This window comes from Nocardioides sp. Root140 (assembly GCF_001426745.1).
In the GTDB taxonomy this organism is placed as follows: Bacteria; Actinomycetota; Actinomycetes; order Propionibacteriales; family Nocardioidaceae; genus Nocardioides.
In genome coordinates, this window is the sequence record NZ_LMFI01000005.1 from 39,400 (window position 1) to 57,017 (window position 17,618).

The following is a 17,618-nucleotide window of genomic DNA, read 5'->3' on the forward strand; positions in this document are numbered from 1 at the left end:
AGGTTGAGACATGACACCCCCAGAAGACACCACCCACGACAACGCCGAGGAGGTTGTTGCCGAGGACCTGATCGAGGAGGTCTCGATCGACGGCATGTGTGGCGTCTACTGATGCCTGACCTCCTGCTGGACCCCATGTTGGAGGGGGCCTGGGCGCTGTCGCCGTCGGTCGCGCTTCGCCCGGAGCCCTTCGGTGCGTTGGCCTACCACTTCGGCAACCGCAAGCTCACCTTCCTCAAGCGTCCAGAGCTGGTGATCGTCGTCCGGGTGCTCGGTGAGCACCCGGACGTCCGGTCGGCCCTGGTCGCCGCGGGAGTTCCGCCGTCCCAGCACGCGGCGTACGGCGAAGCGCTGCGTGGCCTCGCCCGCACCGACATGATCCGGCCGCGCGAGAAGGAGCTGGCGAGATGACGGCAGTGCAGGAACGACCAGTGGGCGGCTCGCTCATCCACCAGTTCGAGCTCGGGCTCGACGCACCCATCTGCCTGACCTGGGAGCTCACCTATGCCTGCAACCTGGCGTGCGCCCACTGCCTCTCCTCGTCGGGCAAGCGGGATCCGCGCGAGCTGAGCACGGAGCAGTGCGAGGCGGTGATCGACGAGCTGCAGCGGATGCAGGTCTTCTACGTCAACATCGGTGGCGGGGAGCCGACCATCCGACCCGACTTCTGGCACCTGCTGGCCTACGCCGTCGACCACCAGGTCGGGGTGAAGTTCTCCACCAACGGGGTGCGGATCACGCCGGAGCGCGCCCGGTTCCTGGCGTCGACCGACTACGTCGACGTACAGATCTCGCTGGACGGCGCGACTGCCGACGTCAACGACTACGTGCGGGGACCGGGGTCCTACGACACCGCGCTCGCCGCGCTGCAGAACCTGCAGGACGCGGGGTTCAAGGACGCCAAGATCTCGGTCGTCTGCACCCGCGAGAACATCGGGCAGCTCGACGAGTTCAAGGAGTTGGCCGACCGCTACGGGGCGACGTTGCGGCTGACCCGGCTGCGGCCGTCGGGTCGTGGGGCGGACGTGTGGGACGAGCTGCACCCGTTGCCGGCCCAGCAGAAGGTGCTTTACGACTGGCTGATGGCGCACGGTGAGGACGTCCTCACCGGCGACTCGTTCTTCCACCTCGCGGCGTTCGGCGAGAGCCTGCCGGGGCTCAACCTGTGTGGCGCTGGACGTGTCGTGTGCCTGATCGACCCGATCGGCGACGTCTACGCCTGCCCGTTCGCGATCCACGACAACTTCCTCGCGGGCAGTCTGCTGGCCGAGGGCGGCTTCCAGCGGGTGTGGCAGACCTCCGAGCTGTTCACCGAGCTGCGCTCGCCGCAGACCGGTGGTGCGTGCGCGAAGTGCAGCTTCTTCGACTCGTGTCGCGGCGGGTGCATGGCCGCGAAGTTCTTCACCGGCCTGCCGCTCGACGGGCCCGATCCGGAGTGCGTCCAGGGCTACGGGGAGACGGCGCTGGCCGGAGAGCGGAGCATCCCGGCCGCCAGTCAGGACCACTCGAGGTCCGGGGCGACGCGCAACCAGCCGGTGCTGCTCCAGCTGATGACGCGACCTCCGGTGTCGGCGTGCGCGGAGAGTCCGCTCGCCGGCTACGAGCCTTCGAGCCAGGGCGGCTGTTGCTGATGAAGCTCGAGAACCCGTGGAAGCAGAACCCCTGGTTCGAGTCGGTCGCCGTCGCTCAACGGCGAGCGCGCAAGCGGCTGCCCGCTCCGGTGTACGGCGCCCTGGTGGCCGGCTCCGAACGCGGCCAGACCATCGACGACAACGAGGCGGCGTTCCGCGAGCTCGGCTTCGCACCGCACGTCGCGGGCCAGCAGGCGGAGCGGTCGATGGCCACGACCGTGCTCGACCAGGAGATCTCGCTGCCGGTCCTCATCAGCCCGACCGGTGTCCAGGCGGTGCATCCCGGCGGCGAGGTGGCCGTGGCGCGCGCGGCCGCGACGCGGGGGACGATCATGGGGTTGTCGAACTTCGCCTCCAAGTCCGTCGAGGAGGTCACGGCGACCGGAGCGGCGACCTTCTTCCAGATGTACTGGACCGGTGATCGCGACGTCGTGGTGCAACGCATGCAGCGCGCGCACGCGGCAGGAGCAGTCGGTCTGATCGCCACCCTCGACTGGTCGTTCTCGATGGGCCGCGACTGGGGCAGCCCAGAGATCCCCGAGAAGGTCGACCTCAAGACGATGGTGCGGATGGCGCCCAAGGTCGTGACCAAGCCGCGCTGGCTCTACGAGTTCGGACGCTCCGGGCAGCTCCCCGACCTCACCGCCCCCAACCTCGCACCCCAGGGTGCCGATGGAAAGCTGGGGAGTGCGCCGACGTTCTTCATGGCCTACTACGAGTGGATGACGACGCCACCGCCGTCCTGGGAGGACGTGGCGTGGATGCGCGAGCAGTGGGCGCAGATCAGCGGCACCCCGTTCGTGCTCAAGGGCGTCTGCCGGGTCGACGATGCCCTGCGGGCCCGCGATGCCGGGGTCTCCGGCCTCTCGGTCTCCAACCACGGCGGCAACAACCTCGACGGCACGCCGGCCGCGATCCGGATGGTCAAGCCGATCGCCGACGCGGTCGGTCACGACCTCGATGTCGTGATGGACGGTGGCATTCGCCGCGGCTCCGACGTCGTCAAGGCGGTCGCCCTCGGGGCGCGCGCAGTGATGATCGGTCGTGCGTATCTTTGGGGGCTGGCAGCCAACGGCCAGGCGGGCGTGGAGAACGTCCTCGACGTCCTGCGCGGCGGCATCGACTCGGCGCTGATGGGCCTGGGCGTGTCCTCGGTCGACGAGCTGACTCCTGACCACGTGCTGGTGCCTGCCGGATTCCATCGCGCTCTCGGCGCTGACGCAACAGAGGTTGCCGGCCCATGAGTGGACGGATCGCGGACGCCACCTGGCCCGAGCTCGAGCAGATCGAGCTCGTCGTGGTGCCGGTCGGGTCGATCGAGCAGCACGGTCCGCACCTGCCGCTCGACACGGACGCCACGATCGCGGTCGGAGTGGCGGAGGCCGTCGCCGCGGCCCTAGGCGGCGCCTGGGTGGCGCCGCCGGTCGTCTACGGGTCCAGCGGTGAGCACCAGGCGTTCCCGGGGACGAGCTCCATCGGCACGGATGTCCTGCACCTGATGCTGGTCGAGCTGGTGCGGTCCATGCGGACCTGGACGCGCCGTGTGCTCTTCGTCAATGCTCACGGCGGCAACGTGCAAGCGCTGACCGACGCAGTACGCCAACTTGTGGACGAAGGTCACGATGTTGCCTGGGCGCCCTGCACGACCGAGGACGTCGACCTGCATGCCGGACGCACCGAGACCTCGCTGATGCTGCTCCTGTGCCCGAACTCCGTTCGTCTCGACCTGGCCGAGGCCGGCAACACCCGGCCCCTCACGGAGCTCCTGCCCGCGCTCGTTACGAACGGGGTGCGTGACGTCTCGGCAAACGGAGTGCTCGGCGATCCGGCCGGTGCCTCGGCGAAGGAGGGGGCGTTGCTGTTCGAGCGCATGGTGCGCGACGTCCTGGCACGGGCCGCGGTCCCGGTGACATGAGCCGCGTCGCCCTGGTCACCGGAGCGGCCCGGGGGATCGGTGCCGCGACCGTCGCTCGGCTGGTCGCCGACGGCTACCGGGTGATGGCGGTGGACTCCTGCGAGGGCGCGCCTCTTGCGACGCGCGCCGAGCTCGACGCCGTCGCTGCTGTCCATGGCGATGCCGTGCTGCACCGGGTCGTCGACGTACGAGATCGGGGTGCGCTGACCGAGACTGTCGCGCGCACTCTCGAGACCTGGGGACGACTCGACGTCGCCGTCGCTTCCGCGGCGGTCATCCGTGGTGGGGCGCCGCTATGGGAGACGAGCGAGGCCGACCTCGACCTGCTGTGGGACGTGGACGCCAAGGGTGTCTGGAACACGGCGGCCGTCGCGGTGCCGGCGATGCTGGCCGGGCCTGACCCCTCGGGTTGCCGGTTCGTGGCCGTCGCGTCGGCGGCCGGCAGCCAGGGCATGTTCCACCTGGCGGCGTACAACGCGGTCAAGCACTCCGTCGTTGGCATCGTGAAGGGACTGGCGGCGGATCTGGTCGGCACGGGTGTCACGGCCTGCGCCGTCTCGCCCGGTGCCACCGATAGCCAGATGCTGCAGGCGACCGCTGACCTCTACGACGTCACGCCCGCCGAGCTCGCGAGCCACCAGCTGATCCGCCGACTGATCGACCCGGCCGAGATCGCCGCCGCGATCGCCTTCTGCGCGTCGCCCGCAGGTAGCGTGGTGAACGGAAGTGTGTTGCACGCGGACGGCGGCTTCGCGCCGTGACGGCGTCGCTCGCGGCCGGGCTGCCGGACGGATTCGAGGTCAGCATTCGCGCAGACGTACGGTGCCTGGGTGACGGGCGGGTGCTGGTGGGTGGCTCGCCGTTGCGGGCCATCAGGCTCACGGAGGGTGCCGTCGAGCTGATGGACCGCGGCCGCTTGCGCGTCGTCGACCGCCGAAGCGGTGTGCTCGCCCAGCGCCTCCTCGATGCCAACGTCGCCGACCCCGTCCTGGCGACGATGACCCCGACCGACTCGATCACCGTGGTGATCCCGGTGCGAGACCGGCCCGAGCAGCTGGACCATGCCTTGGCGGCGCTGCACCCGCTTCCCACACTCGTTGTCGACGACGGCTCGACGGACCCGGAGGCCGTCGCCGAAGTGGTGGCGCGGCACGGTGCCCGCCTCGTCCCGCTTCGGGTCAACGTGGGGCCCGCGGGCGCTCGCAACGCCGGGCTGGCGACGGTGACCTCGCCGTACGTCGCTTTCGTCGACTCAGACGTCGAAGTGACCGCCGAGGGGCTGATGCGACTGGCCCGGCACTTCGAGGATCCCCGCGTGGCCCTGGTGGGACCTCGGGTCGTCAGCGTGGCTCGCTCGGTGCAGCCACGATGGCACGAGCGCTACGACGAGCACACCTCGTCCCTCGACCTGGGTGGTCGTGCCTGCTCCGTGCGTCCCGGCGCGGCCGTCGGCTGGCTGCCCAGCGCATGTGTCGTCGGGCGCGTGCACCTGCTCGCCGGCGGGTTCGATGACAGGCTGCGGATCGGCGAGGACGTCGACCTGGTGTGGCGCCTCGTCGCCGCCGGTCACACGGTCCGCTACGACCCCACGGTGGTCGCACGACACGACACGCGGCCGACGCTTGCCGGGTGGCTGGGGCGCAAGTTCGCCTACGGCACGGGGGGCGCGGTGCTGGCCCAGCGCCACGGCGACCACACGGCCGTGGCCCGGCTCTCGCCGGCCATGGCGCTGGCGGCCGGTGCGCTGCTCCTTCGCCGACGCTGGTCCGTGCCCGTGGCGGCCGCGTGCCTCGCTCGCAGTGCCTCGTCCCTCGCCGCGAGTCTCCCCGAGCTCGTGGTCACGCCCCGGCTCGTAACCCAGCTCTCCGCACGCGGACTCGGGTGGTCGTTGCGTCAGGAGTCGTCGCTGCTGCTGCGCCACTGGTGGCCGGCGGCCGTGGTCGGTGCGATCGCGAGCCGGTCGGTACGCCGTGCCGTCGTGACGGCCTGCGTCGTCGACGTCGTGGCAGCCGCCTCGGAGGGAGTGCGCGATCGACCCGTCGCCGCGTTCGTCGGCCGTCGAATGGACGACTTGGCCTATGGAGGCGGTCTCTGGTGGGGCTCTGTCAGGGCTCGTTCTCCTTGGGCCCTCTCGGTGCAGTGGGCTAGCCGCCCAGGATCCGCCCGCCGGCATGGACGAATGCTGACAGACTCACACCGAGCGAACGCGACGCTGGAAAACATGATCGGCGGCTGGAAAGGCTGAAACCGTATCTCAGCAGCGACACCCTCGCGGGAAATACCCTGGCCGACCTCGCTCTCGGCCTGTCCCAGCCGCCTCAGGGGCGCACTACGCGGCCATGCGACGAGGTCATCTCACCTACCCCGACCCGCCCGATCTGGCAAGCAACGATGACTTGGCAGCACTGGGGGCACGACAGCCCCAGGGCTCGTCGGTCTTGCGACCTGATGCGTTGCGAGCTCCGCAGGGGGCTGAACTGGGCGCTCAGGTTACAGGCGGTCCCCACATGCGGAACCCAGAACGGTGAACGCACAGGCTAGACGCCCATCCTGGCCCGACAACCCGGCGGACGTCCCATAGGAGCCGTCCGGACTCTATAGCCGGGACGGGGGCGTTATGTGACATACCCACAGCAGAAGTCAATCCCGCTACCGGGACCTTCCCTTTCGGTGTTGCCCGTGTGCCGACTAGGACAGCTTCGCTGCCCACGGGGCGCGACAGGTCTAATCCCGACACCAGACTTGACTAATGAATGATGCCGAGCAACCGCACTCGGACGACGCGGCCATTCGGAGTGGTGACCTCGACCGTGTCTCCGTCCAAGACGTAGGCGACGACGCCGGGTGACCGCTTGCCGGCGGCGGCCACGGAGTCGGCGCCCGCGCCCTCGAACAGGTCGCCGCTAGAGCCGATGCCGCCGACGATGCTCCGTACGCCGACGAGGACCACCAGTGCCACGATCGCCAGCGACAGGAGCCGCACCGGCTTGCTCGCGATCATCGGCCCACTCCTCCCCTGGTTGGCGCGATCGGGCTCGACGATCCCGCTGCCAGCGCCGCAGGGGTCGTGCCGGGTGAGGGCGGCCGCAGCGCCGGCCGATCCGTCGACGCTGGCGGCCCGGCCGCGACCGCGGTGCCCAGCCTCTCCGCGCTCCCGTCGACCTGCTGGTCGTCCAGCAGCTCAAGGAGATCACCGGCCTCCGAATCGGCGTCCACGGAGAGCGCCCGGACGTGCAGGCCCAGCCGCTGCGCGTCGAGGACGGCCCGCTTCTGCTCCCAGGCCGGCAGCACGCCGCTGGCCTCGAAGGCCTCGTGCTCGCGCACGTAGGCCTCCTGGCGTGGCGTAAGTGGCTGACCGGGAACGATCGCGCCACACCCGATCGCGTCCGCGCTCGCGACGAACCGCGGGTAGGCGACCTGGTGGTCGCGCCACCTCGCCCGGAACTCCACCAACTGCTGACGGACCTCATCGGGCACCGCGCGCGCGATCGCTTCGACTTCTGTCCACGGGATCACCTCGACCGGGTTGTGCCAGCCGCCGTCGACGCCAAACCCGAGCCCGCCAGCCGTGCCGACGATCCGCTCCCCCGTGTCAAGGTCGTGGTGATTGGTGCCCGGCCAGCCGGACTCCCGGGCGTGGGCGACCTCGGCAGGGTCGATCAGGATCGAGGTCAGCGCCCAGCCCGACCACGACCGCAGCAGCTCGTGCTGCCGCCGGCGGCCGGTCACGATGGTCGGCTGGCTCGCCATCACGCCACCTCGGCGTCGGCACCCTCACCAGTGGTGCCGGCGTCGTCGTTGGAGTCGGTCTCGAGCTGACGCAGTCGACGTACCGTCGCCTGGTCGAGACCGGTCAGCTGCATGACGTCCTTGACCGCGAGCCGCTCCGCGACGAGCCGCTCGATCGCGGCCGCGGCCGCGATCTCCGCATCCGTGACCGCCTGCTCGGCCTGGGCCCGTTCCTCCCAGGCGACCTCGACGTCGACCGACGCCTCGTCGATGCGCCGCTCCCGCGCCAGCTGATCCGGATCCAGTTTCAGCCGGCGCTCCCGCGCCGCCTTCAGCCGGGCATCCCGAGCCCGGTCCCGACGTGCCTGTGCCTGTGCCGCCTTCCCCATCGGGGATCACCTCTCCTTGATCGTCACGTCACGGAAATCCACCGCGACCCCTTCACAAGCGAGAAGCAACCTCGACCGACCCGGATCGGACACCTCGAGCTCACCAAATTTCCAAACACCACGAACCCAGCACCGACACTCGACTCTCCACATTCCCGAACTCACCAGATCCCTCGCACCCCATGCATTCACGGAATTGGTGCCGGGCAGGTGTCCGAAACCGGGTCGCCGCGGTTGCTTCTCCAGGCGTGATGGGTGTGCACAAGCTGACCGCGGGCGACGGGTATACGTACTTGACCCGTCAGGTCGCCGTGCACGATGCGACCGACCGCGGCCATGCGGGATTGGCCGACTACTACGCCGAGAAGGGCGAGTCGCCGGGTCGTTGGTTCGGTGCGGGGCTCGGTGCGCTCGACCTCGAGGTGGGCTCGCAGGTCACCGAGGCCCACATGCGGAACCTGTTCGGCGAGGGTCGCCACCCGGACGCGGAGCGGCTGGAGAACGCCGCCCTGGATGCGGGGAAGAGCGTCGAGCAGGCCAAGAAGGCCTCCCAGCTCGGCCGTGTGTTCGCCCGCTACTTGGGCAACCAGCCGGAGTTCATCCAGGAGACCGCGAAGCGCTACGTCGCCTACAACCTGGCCCACGGTGAGCACTGGAAGACTCCGGTGCCGGCCGAGGTGCGGGCGAAGATCCGCACCGAACTAGGCAACGAGCACTTCCTCCGTGAGCACGGTCGGGCCCCGATCGATGACCGCGAGCGCGGCTCCTTCATGGCCAAGGCCACCCGCCAGCAGACCACCGCGGTGGCTGGGTACGACCTCACCTTCGCTCCGGTGAAATCCGTCTCGACGCTGTGGGCGCTGGCCGATCGCGACGTTGCCAAGGAGCTCGAGGCCGCCCATCACTCGGCTGTCGAGGCCACGCTGTCGTGGCTGGAGAAGGAGGTGTTGTTCACGCGCCGCGGCCGCGGCGGCCTCCAGCAGGTCAAGGCGAAGGGCCTGATCGCGGGCATGTTCACCCACCGCGACGCACGCTCTTCCGACCCGCACCTGCACACCCACGTCGCGGTCAGCAACAAGGTCCAGGACGAGACCGGCCGCTGGCTCGCGGTCGACGGACGGGTGCTCTACAAGGCCAACGTCACCCTCGCGGAGATGTACAACACCCTCATCGAGTCCGAGCTCATCGCCCGGCTGGGGGTTCGTTTCGAGAACCGCAGGAGCGGGTTGGACAAGGGTGTCGACAAGCGGCCCGTGCGCGAGATCGTCGGCGTCGACGAGCGAATGGCGCAGACCTGGTCCAAGCGGCACAGTGCCATCGATGCCCGTCGCCGCGAGCTGGCGGCGGCCTTCCAGGCCGAGCACGGTCGCCCGCCGACCGAAGGTGAAGCCGTCACCCTCGCGGAGAAGGCGTGGGACCAGACCCGGCAGGCCAAGCACGCACCCCGCGCCGAGGCCGACCAGCGGGCCGCGTGGCTGGCCGAGGCCGCCGCGATCATCGGCAGCGAGCAGGCCGTCCGGGACATGGTCGAGGCCTGTCTCGGGCACCGCCCGGACGCCCAGGACGTCACCGACGAGTGGGTCGCCGAGACCGCGCAGCGTGTTGTCGCGCGGGTCGCCGAGGACCGTGCGACGTGGCAGGTCTGGCACCTGCGCGCCGAGGCGCAGCGCCAGGCCCGCGCCCACGGCGTCCGGCTGCCCGACCTCGACGCCGCCGTCGACCGCGTGGTGGCCACCGCAATCGGCGAGCACTCCATCGCCTTCAACGACCCTGACCCGCTCACCCACGCGGCCACTGCGGCCGCGCAGGACGTGCCGATCCCCGCTCCCCTACAGCGCAGCGAACACGGGGGCCACGGTGAGGAGATCGTCAGCGTCTACAGCCTCGCCGGCGCCCGCCAGTACACATCCCAGGCCGTGATCGACGCCGAACGGCGCATCGTCGAGTCCGCCCGACGCACCGGCGGCCGCACCATCAGCGAGGTGCGCGTCGGCATCGCGATCGCCGAAGCCGCCGCCAACGAGCTCCAGCTCAACGCCGCCCAGCAGTCCTTGGTCCGCGAGATGGCCACCAGCGGCCGCGCCGTCCAGCTCGCCCTCGCGCCCGCCGGTACCGGCAAGACCACCGCCATGCAGGTCCTCACCCGCGCCTGGCAGGACTCCGGCGGCACCGTCATCGGCCTCGCTCCGTCCGCGGTCGCGGCGCAAGAACTCGGCGCCTCGATCAACCCCGAGACCAGCGATGCGGGTGCGGCGGCGAAGGCCAAGGGGCTCCTGAACGGGCCGTGGCGCCCGGGTCGAAAGAAGGTTCGCGCCGACACGCTGGCCAAGCTCGTGTGGCACGCCAAGAACGGCGGAGCACCCACGTGGATGGAGAGGATCAACCCCAAGACCCTCGTCCTGATCGACGAGGCGGGCATGGCCGCGACCACCGATCTGGCGGCCGCGATCGACTACATCACCTCCCGCGGTGGCCAGGTGCGGCTCGTCGGCGACGACCGACAGCTCGCCTCGGTCGCCGCCGGCGGCGTCCTGCGCGACATCGCCCACCAGATCGGCGCCGTCACCCTCAGCGAAGTCCACCGCTTCCGCAACCCCGACGGCAGCCTCAACCACGCCGAAGCAGCCGCCACCCTGGCGCTGCGCGACGGCGACCCGTCGGCGATCGCGTTCTACGCCGACCGGGGCCGCATCCATGTGGGCGACCTCGGTGCCTGTGCCGACCAGGCCTATGCCGCGTGGGCCGCCGACAGGGCCGACAGCACCGACTCAGTCCTGATCGCGCCCACCCGAGACCTCGTCGCCGAGCTGAACACCCGCGCCCGCAACGACCGCCTCGCCGGACTCGACGAGAAGGAGATCGGACCCGTCTTGACGCTGGCCGACGGCACCAAGGTGTCCGCAGGGGACCGGATCATCACCCGCGAGAACGACCGCCGCCTACCCATCAGCCGCACCAACTGGGTCAAGAACGGCGACCGCTGGCACGTCAAGAAGGCCAACGCCGACGGCTCCCTGCGCGTGGTCCACGACCAACTCGGCAAGACCATCACTCTGCCCTCCGACTACGTCTCCAAGACGGTCCAGCTCGGGTACGCCACCACCGTTCACGGCGCGCAGGGCATCACCACCGGCACCTGCCACGTCGTCCTCACCGGTGACGAAGACCGCAACCTGCTCTACGTCGCGCTGTCGCGTGGCAAGTTCGCCAACCACCTCTATCTCAACGTCGCCAGCGACGGTGACCCGCACAACCTGATCCGGCCCGAGGCGCTGATCCCGCCGACAGCGCTCGACCGGATCGCCGAGATGCTGCGCCGAGACGGCTCGCCGGTCTCCGCGACCACCGCGCTGCGTGAGCAGACCAACCCCGACCAGCTGCTCGGCGACATGGCGGCCCGCTATCACGACGCCGTCACTGCCGGCGCCGAGAACCTCATCGGTCCGGTCGGCATGGACAAGATCGACGCGCACGCCGAAGCACTACTCACCGGGCTCACCGAGGCCCCCGCGTGGCCGACGCTGCGCTCCCATCTCGCCCTCATCGCGCTCGACGAGCACAGCCCCTTGAAGCTGTTAACCGCCGCCGTGGGGGTCGGTTCGCTGGCCGATGCACGCGACCCCGCGGCCGTGCTCGACGCCCGCATCGACGACCTCCTTAATGATGGGATCGCTGAACTCAACGCGGCCCGGCCACACGACCCGGACGCTCCCCCGGCCACTCCTGATTCCACTGACGGGCCGCTGGCGTGGCTGCCCGGCATCCCCGCCCGGCTGGCCGAGGCCCACGACTGGGGGCCGTTCGCGTCCGCCTACCACCAGCTCGTGCGAGAGCAGATCGACGCCGTACGCGAGGAGGCTCGGGGATGGACCGGAGCCACCGCACCCGTGTGGGCACAGCCCTTCCTCGAGGACGAGGACGCCGACCTGCGGGCCGACCTCGCGGTCTGGCGAGCCGTTGCCGGGACCGACGAGAGCGACCTGCGCCCCACCGGCGACCGCACCATCGGCGCCCCCGGTGCCTACCAGGCCAAGCTCAACCGGGCCGTCCGCTCGGCACGTCCGAGCTACCCGTTCTCCCAACGCGCCTGGTACCAGGTGCTGCCCGACAACGTCCGCGCCGACCCGTGGATCACCCCGCTGTGCCAGCGACTCGCCCGGCTCGAGCGCGCCGGGCTGCCCGTGACCGACTACATCAAGCAGGCACTCGCCACCGATCCATCCCTCTCGGGCAGCCAGGCTGACACCGACACGGACACCGCCGCGGCCGCACGGCCACTGCCCGACGAGCAGCAGGCCGCCGCGCTCTGGTGGCGCATGGTTCCCCACCTCGGGCCGGCTGCACTCGGCGCCGACGAGCACTCCGCGAACCTGCTGCAGCCCACCTGGCGCACCGCACTGGCCGACCTCGTCGGCACCACCAAGGCCGACTACCTGCAGAAGGCTCCCGCCTGGCCCGCGCTCGTGGCCGCGGTCGACGAGGCCTGCGAGCACCACGGCTGGAGTCCGACCGAGATCCTCTCCAGCGCACTGGCCGGCGTCCCTCAAGACGGGAGCCTGACCGGCGTCGAGGTCGCCGACGCACTCGTACTCCGCATCGCCATGCTCACCGATCAGCCGACGGAAGCGCCGCCGCCCCGCGACGACGAGGCGCCGTACCCCGAGGACGAGATCCCCGCGGACCCCGACCTGCTGCCACCCGAGGACGCCGACGAGTTCATGGCCGCCTTCTACCGCGCCCAGCCCGACGACGAGAGCGCCCCCGCATTCCACTCCCCCGCCCCGTACGACGCCCTCGCCACCGAGCCGGTCGACCGGGAACCGCCACCGGACGAGCACGACCCGACGTCGTACGACGCCATCGCGGCCGTCGACTACCCGTACGTCGAGGACCCGTACGCGACGCCCCTGCCGTGGGAACAGACCGACGAGGTCACCGCCGAGAACGCCTTCCCCGACCCGAACGAGATCCCTGCCGAGCGGATCCACAAACTCAACCAGCAAGCACTGGCCTACTTCGAGTCCTGCTACCCGCGCTCGTGGGCGCCGGACTACCTGCGCGAGCGGATGGGGACCGACCTCGCCGACCACCCCACCTACACCGTCGGGTACGCACCCGGAGGTGGCCGCAGCCTGATGCGGCACCTCACCGACCAGGGCGCCACCCTCGACGAACTCGCACAGGCCGGCCTCGTCTCCCAGCGTGAACGCGACGACGGCACGACGTACTACCGCGACTTCTTCCGCGACCGACTGGTCATGCCCATCCGCGACCCCCACGACCCCACGGGAGAGGCGATCCTCGGGTTCGTCGGCCGCCGCAACCCCACCAAAACCGACGACGACTACGCCGGACCGAAGTACCTCAACACCCGCACCACCCCGGTCTTCACCAAGGGCGAGGCGCTCTTCGGGTACGCCGAAGCCCGCAAACTCCTCGCCAACGACGCGCTCCCGGTCATCGTCGAAGGCCCCATGGACGCCCTGGCCATCACTCTGGGCAGCAACGGCGCAGCCGTCGGCATCGCCCCGATGGGCACCGCACTCACCATCAACCAGATCAAGCTGCTGCGCGCCAACATCGACATCGTCAACGGCCGCGACCACATCGCCGTGGCCACCGACTCCGACCCCGCCGGGTGGAAGTCGGCGCAGAAGGCCTTCTGGCACCTGACCGCTGCGGACCTCGACCCCACCCAGCTCGAACTGCCCGACGGCCTGGACCCGGCCAAGCTGTTCGAGACCCAGGGCGCCGACGCGATCACCGCCGCCATCGAGAACCCGTCCCCGCTCGGCGACGCGATGATCAACCACCTACTGCGCACCGCAGGACACTGGTCCGAGACCGAAGTCCGCCAGAAGCTCATCCACCAGGCCGCGCGCATCCTCGGCTCCCGCGGCTCCGAACGCTGGCTCGACGGCTTCGAACGCCTGCGCCAGAAGCTGCACCTCGCGCCCGGCATCCTCGAGCACCAGACCGTCACCGAGAGCATGGAGCGCGACCGCAACCGCCCGGCCTACGCCCAGGCCCGCATCGATGAGATCAACGCCGAAGAGCGCAAGAAGACAGCCAAGGCCGATCCTCAGTCCCGGCGCCGGGCAGCCGAGCAGCGGCTCGCAGCGACAACCACCACGCCCCCGCCGCGCCTCGACGCGCCGCCAACAGGCCCCGAGCACGCGGGACCTGCCCGGTGACAGCACCTCGCTCAGAATCGCGCTGAGCGAAGTCCGGGCGGCATGTGCGCCCAACAAGGGCCGATTCGGGACCGAAAGTGCGTCAGGAAGCCTTCTGAGCGCCTTCCGCGACGACACTCGACCAGTGGCGGGTTCGCCGCCACCGCTGCGGCGGCTGTCCCCCCGCTGCCGAGATGCAGCGAACTTTGAAAATGCCTACGTGTTGTTGAACAACTCGCGTTACGTCAATCAGCGGGATGGTCGCCGGCTCGGCGTGGTTGGGCGCTCAGGAGGCCTTGGTTATGCGGCTGCCGACCTCATGGGGCGACGGCACATAGTCGTCGACGCCCACGTCCCACTCCGCACCGTCGCGAGCGCGATGCGGGCCCTCGTGGAAGTCGCCCAACGAGCAGTCCTTGACCGTCACCGCGCCGTCGATCCGCACTCGCAGGTACGCCTCGCAGAAGTACGAGCGGTATCCGTAGGGGTCGGGCGGCGTGCGGAAGCCCTTGCCCTCAGCGACCAATCGAGCGCACGTCAGGCACTGACCGTTCGCGACGGCCTCCTCCTCGGGCACGAACTCGTCGCCCAGCACGGCGCGGACCTTCCTGCCGCACGCGGCGGGCGGGCCGCTGCCGATGGGACCGCCATAGAAGTGGACCGCGCCGGGCACGATCACTCCGTGCCACGGGTCGCCGTCCTGCGTCCCCGCCGCGTCAATCGCGTGTACCAGCCCAGGACTGTCGAGCAACGCCTTAACAGCGAAGCCGTTCTCGCGCTTGCCGGTGACCTTGGCGTGGGCGACCCGCATGACGTGGGGCTTCGGCTGCCGGGTGTGGCGCGTCGCGGGCTGGACGTCAGTCTCGCCTGCGAATTCAGGCTCAGGAGCCGGCCGGGCAGCGCGGATCTTGTCGCGGTACGCCGACTCGAAGCGGGCGACCGTGGCTGCCGACAGTGGCTGGTCTGGCTCGGCTAGGTGATAGCCGATCTTCTCCAAAGCCAGCGTGAGGAACTTCGTCGTGACGCCGTAGCGGTCGGCGACTTCTCGGACGGTGTGCACGGGCGGCTCCTCGAACGTGTGTTCACAGCCTACGCGAGCGGAACGACAGTTTGGCGGAGCCAGTCACGTACGAGCGAACTCCGTGCAGAGCCCCGTATGTGACGCTCCGGGTCCTGCCGCAAGACCGGCCCGGTCATAGCCGCGATCCGCGCGACACGGACATCGACAGGCCCGGCGAATCGTGGCCGTTTCGTCAGAGTTCCCCGCGGGGAGCTCGGCCATCTCCGTTGCATCTCGACACCCGCCCGACGCGATCTGAGCCCCGTTCGGGCGCTTCGCCCCTGTCCGCGCCGCTGCGTCCTTCTTTGTCATCGTCGCTCCCCGGTCGTACCCCCTCCCGTCGTCGGCGTCGTCGGCGTCGTCGGCGTGGTCGGCACCGAGCCCGGGCGTGAGCTCACGGCCGGGCGACACGCTGCATGGCGAAAGCTGTCGGGAGCTGAGCTGTCCGATCCGCCACCTCGACGGTTGCTTCTTAAGGCATGACCGTTCGGTTCCGACCGACCTCAACAGCGGGAGCTGCCATGGACCTTCAAGATTGGGCGCTTGAGAACGCGGCGTGCGTCGTCGAGAACGTGGAGCGCCACGGCATCCCGATCACGTGGGAGGAGGCTCACCGGCGCCTCATTCAGTCCGCGGCAATCATGGACGCTCCGGAGTACGTCGTGCAGCCGGACGCCCCGCCCACGCTGGTTGAGCGTGTCGATCCGACGCCGCCTTGGCAGCGCGCCGGCTTCGCTGAGGAAGTGGCGTGTGGAACGGTCCACTACGCAGGGAGGCGATACATTCCCCGCGAACCGGACACCTCCTGCGTTGCCATCGCGTTGCCGTGGAGCTTGGCTGCGGAGACGGTGCAGCGGCTCAGCTTCGTCCTGGCTCTTCGGCTGCGAGGGGTGCAGCGCGACGACGAATTGGATAGTCCTAGCAGCCTCGCCGCGCTCCTTGTGCGGCTCAGCTCGGACGTCTCTGCCGAGCTAGGTTGGACTGGGGACGACGACATCGTCGCCGATCACAAGGTCGACGGTCGGCGCTACTTGCTGGTGCGCAGTGCTGACATTCGCCGAGCTGCACGGTACCTGCGGGAGTCTGAGGCCACCGTCACCGCGGCCGACGGTGAGGCGACTAGCGAGTTCGACCACGGGCTCGGCGGTTTCCTGACGGACCCAGAGTCGCTCCACTCTCTGCTCTGGGAACTGGACTGGTGGACCGCGGCCGCGGGCTGAGCCTGAGCCGCGTCCGGCGTCGGGACGGATCAGAACAGCGCCATTTGCGCCTCATCGACTGAGGCCCGTGAGCGGGCGATCCGCTCGTCGTCCCAGCAGTCGGTGACGGCGGCTCGGAGCGCCAATGACCGCCGGTACATCGCTTCTCGGCCGAGCATCCGGCTCCGGTAGCCGCGTGCGCCGCGGCGCCCATGTTGAGCGATCCGGGACAGGTTCGCGGCTTGGGTCGAGCCCTCGAGGTGGTCTAGGAGCGTGCCGTCGGCCCTTACGCAGATCGGGTTGTCGCACACGACGTGCTCGACCACCGGAGACAGGTCGATGGACTCCCCTTCGGCCAGTGCCCACGCCACCCGATGCGGCCGCAGGACGCGCGGTTGCATTTGATGCAACCGAGGCTGCACCCAGAAACGGCCGTATCCGTCGTCTGCGATGGCGCCGGTCCAGATCCAGCAGTCGGCCTCGCGAGGTCCCTTCACGACGTGCGACCAGATCCGGTCGATCTCGTCTGCCGTGAGCTGCATGAGGGCAACTTAGAGGCCAGCACCGACATTTCTCTGGGGTCCGATGCACGGAGCGGTCAGGACCAGCGCCGGGACTCCTCGTACCGGACTCGATGCTGGTGCTCGTGCTCGCTGCAATAGCGGCCGTACCTCAGGGCGTCGTCCGGGCAACCTGGCCACTCACAGGGCCCGGCGCCGGGGAGCCCCGCCTGCCAACGCTCCCGGAGAACGCCCAGCAGCCACCACAGCTTTGTGATCTTTCCGAGCCACCACGCCAATACGATGAGCCCGACCGCCACGATCAGCGAGAGCGTGAATCCAGCAGCTTCCAGCACGTTGTTGCGCGCGAGCTGAACAAGCTGGCTTCGCATGGTCACCCCCGCCCGTTGGTTCCGGCCAGCCTGTACGCCACCGTAGTAGGCGAATTGCCCGACGTCGCGGGCCTCAGAAGCTCAGCGACCAAAGCTACGGTCGTTGCTTGGCAGCGTGAAGAGGCCGTCTTCCGCAGGTATCGCGGGCGCTGCTGGGCTGGTGGCCGGGGGGCGGAGCGCGGCGGCCTGGAGAGCAGGGGCCGAGGTCGATCCTGCCGGAGTGACGGCGGCCGGCGCCGGTGGCTGTTGGTCGAGGAGCTCGAGCAGGTCCGTGGGCTCGTCGTCGACGGTGAGTGGGAGCGCACGAGCGATCGCGGACTTCTGACGGTCCCACACCTCACGCAGCGCGACGAGGTGCCTGCCGTAGACCGCGTCCCACTCGGTCTCGGCAGCGTTGTGCATTTCATCGGTCGTGAAGCGGCGCCTCCAGGGCCAGCCGCCGCGTTTATCGCTGAACTCGCCCCAGGTGCGGTTCTCGTCGCGCTCGGTGCGCCGCAGTGTGTCCAGTTCGGTGCGCAACTCCTGCGGCAGGGACAGAGCCCCGTGGGGTGGTGGGCTTTGAGGTGATCCTCGGTGCCTACGCGTCGCTGCACTCGATGGCGGCGACGGGGTCAGTATCCACGGTGTCGT

16 protein-coding genes are annotated in these 17,618 nt (G+C 69.8%); 9 read left to right on the forward strand and 7 right to left on the reverse strand.

Annotated features, from left to right (window positions below; all coding sequences use genetic code 11):
- Positions 1-10 precede the first annotated feature (10 nt).
- From mftA to mftF, 7 genes are read left to right on the forward strand one after another with little or no spacing between them, the layout of a single operon-like run.
- A complete protein-coding gene (gene mftA / locus ASD30_RS26035; protein WP_082563732.1) occupies positions 11-112 on the forward strand; it encodes a mycofactocin precursor MftA in 102 nt (33 codons plus the stop codon).
- The gene (mftB, locus tag ASD30_RS09865) at positions 112-411 is read left to right on the forward strand and encodes a mycofactocin biosynthesis chaperone MftB (protein WP_056680815.1); all 300 of its coding nucleotides are present in this window, start codon (positions 112-114) and stop codon (positions 409-411) included. The genes mftA and mftB overlap by 1 nt, the downstream gene beginning before the upstream one ends.
- A complete protein-coding gene (gene mftC, locus ASD30_RS09870; protein WP_056680818.1) occupies positions 408-1,631 on the forward strand; it encodes a mycofactocin radical SAM maturase in 1,224 nt (407 codons plus the stop codon). The genes mftB and mftC overlap by 4 nt, the downstream gene beginning before the upstream one ends.
- Positions 1,631-2,875, forward strand: a complete 1,245-nt coding sequence (mftD, locus tag ASD30_RS09875; RefSeq protein ID WP_056680821.1) for a pre-mycofactocin synthase MftD — start codon at positions 1,631-1,633, stop codon at positions 2,873-2,875. The genes mftC and mftD overlap by 1 nt, the downstream gene beginning before the upstream one ends.
- Positions 2,872-3,546, forward strand: coding sequence for a mycofactocin biosynthesis peptidyl-dipeptidase MftE (gene mftE / locus ASD30_RS09880; RefSeq protein ID WP_056680824.1), 675 nt, complete (start codon positions 2,872-2,874; stop codon positions 3,544-3,546). The genes mftD and mftE overlap by 4 nt, the downstream gene beginning before the upstream one ends.
- Complete coding sequence (locus tag ASD30_RS09885; RefSeq protein WP_056680827.1) at positions 3,543-4,307, forward strand: mycofactocin-coupled SDR family oxidoreductase; 765 nt, start codon at positions 3,543-3,545, stop codon at positions 4,305-4,307. Before mftE ends, ASD30_RS09885 begins: the two co-directional genes overlap by 4 nt.
- On the forward strand, positions 4,304-5,791 hold the full coding sequence (mftF, locus tag ASD30_RS09890; RefSeq protein ID WP_235532556.1) for a mycofactocin biosynthesis glycosyltransferase MftF: 1,488 nt from the start codon (positions 4,304-4,306) through the stop codon (positions 5,789-5,791). Before ASD30_RS09885 ends, mftF begins: the two co-directional genes overlap by 4 nt.
- Positions 5,792-6,292: 501 nt before the next feature.
- Here the strand turns inward: mftF and ASD30_RS09895 are convergent.
- The 3 genes from ASD30_RS09895 to ASD30_RS09905 are packed head-to-tail and all read right to left on the reverse strand — an operon-like array spanning position 6,293 to position 7,664.
- Positions 6,293-6,547 (reverse strand): hypothetical protein, encoded by a 255-nt coding sequence (locus tag ASD30_RS09895; RefSeq protein WP_056680829.1) that lies wholly within the window; start codon positions 6,545-6,547, stop codon positions 6,293-6,295.
- A complete protein-coding gene (locus tag ASD30_RS09900; protein ID WP_056680833.1) occupies positions 6,544-7,296 on the reverse strand; it encodes a hypothetical protein in 753 nt (250 codons plus the stop codon). The genes ASD30_RS09895 and ASD30_RS09900 overlap by 4 nt, the downstream gene beginning before the upstream one ends.
- The gene (locus ASD30_RS09905; RefSeq protein ID WP_056680836.1) at positions 7,296-7,664 is read right to left on the reverse strand and encodes a hypothetical protein; all 369 of its coding nucleotides are present in this window, start codon (positions 7,662-7,664) and stop codon (positions 7,296-7,298) included. Before ASD30_RS09905 ends, ASD30_RS09900 begins: the two co-directional genes overlap by 1 nt.
- A gap of 251 nt (positions 7,665-7,915) precedes the next feature.
- On the opposite strand from ASD30_RS09905, the gene mobF reads away from it, so the two are divergent.
- A complete protein-coding gene (gene mobF / locus ASD30_RS09910; RefSeq protein ID WP_056680838.1) occupies positions 7,916-13,858 on the forward strand; it encodes a MobF family relaxase in 5,943 nt (1,980 codons plus the stop codon).
- Between the two features lie 265 nt (positions 13,859-14,123).
- On the opposite strand, the gene ASD30_RS09915 is transcribed toward mobF, so the two are convergent.
- A complete protein-coding gene (locus ASD30_RS09915) occupies positions 14,124-14,897 on the reverse strand; it encodes a hypothetical protein (protein WP_056680841.1) in 774 nt (257 codons plus the stop codon).
- Positions 14,898-15,418: 521 nt separating this feature from the next.
- On the opposite strand from ASD30_RS09915, the gene ASD30_RS09920 reads away from it, so the two are divergent.
- Entirely contained in the window at positions 15,419-16,117 is a 699-nt protein-coding gene (locus ASD30_RS09920) for a hypothetical protein (RefSeq protein ID WP_056680844.1), read from the forward strand.
- A 29-nt stretch (positions 16,118-16,146) separates the two neighbouring features.
- On the opposite strand, the gene ASD30_RS09925 is transcribed toward ASD30_RS09920, so the two are convergent.
- The 3 genes from ASD30_RS09925 to ASD30_RS09935 all read right to left on the reverse strand — a co-directional run bounded on the left by ASD30_RS09925 (position 16,147) and on the right by ASD30_RS09935 (position 17,507).
- Positions 16,147-16,638, reverse strand: coding sequence for a hypothetical protein (locus tag ASD30_RS09925; RefSeq protein ID WP_056680848.1), 492 nt, complete (start codon positions 16,636-16,638; stop codon positions 16,147-16,149).
- Positions 16,639-16,694: 56 nt separating this feature from the next.
- Positions 16,695-16,988 carry a hypothetical protein gene (locus ASD30_RS09930; RefSeq protein ID WP_056680851.1) on the reverse strand — a complete coding sequence of 98 codons (294 nt, stop codon included), beginning with the start codon at positions 16,986-16,988 and terminating at the stop codon, positions 16,695-16,697.
- 81 nt (positions 16,989-17,069) lie between these two features.
- Positions 17,070-17,507 (reverse strand): hypothetical protein, encoded by a 438-nt coding sequence (locus tag ASD30_RS09935; protein ID WP_200951130.1) that lies wholly within the window; start codon positions 17,505-17,507, stop codon positions 17,070-17,072.
- Positions 17,508-17,618: the final 111 nt, after the last annotated feature.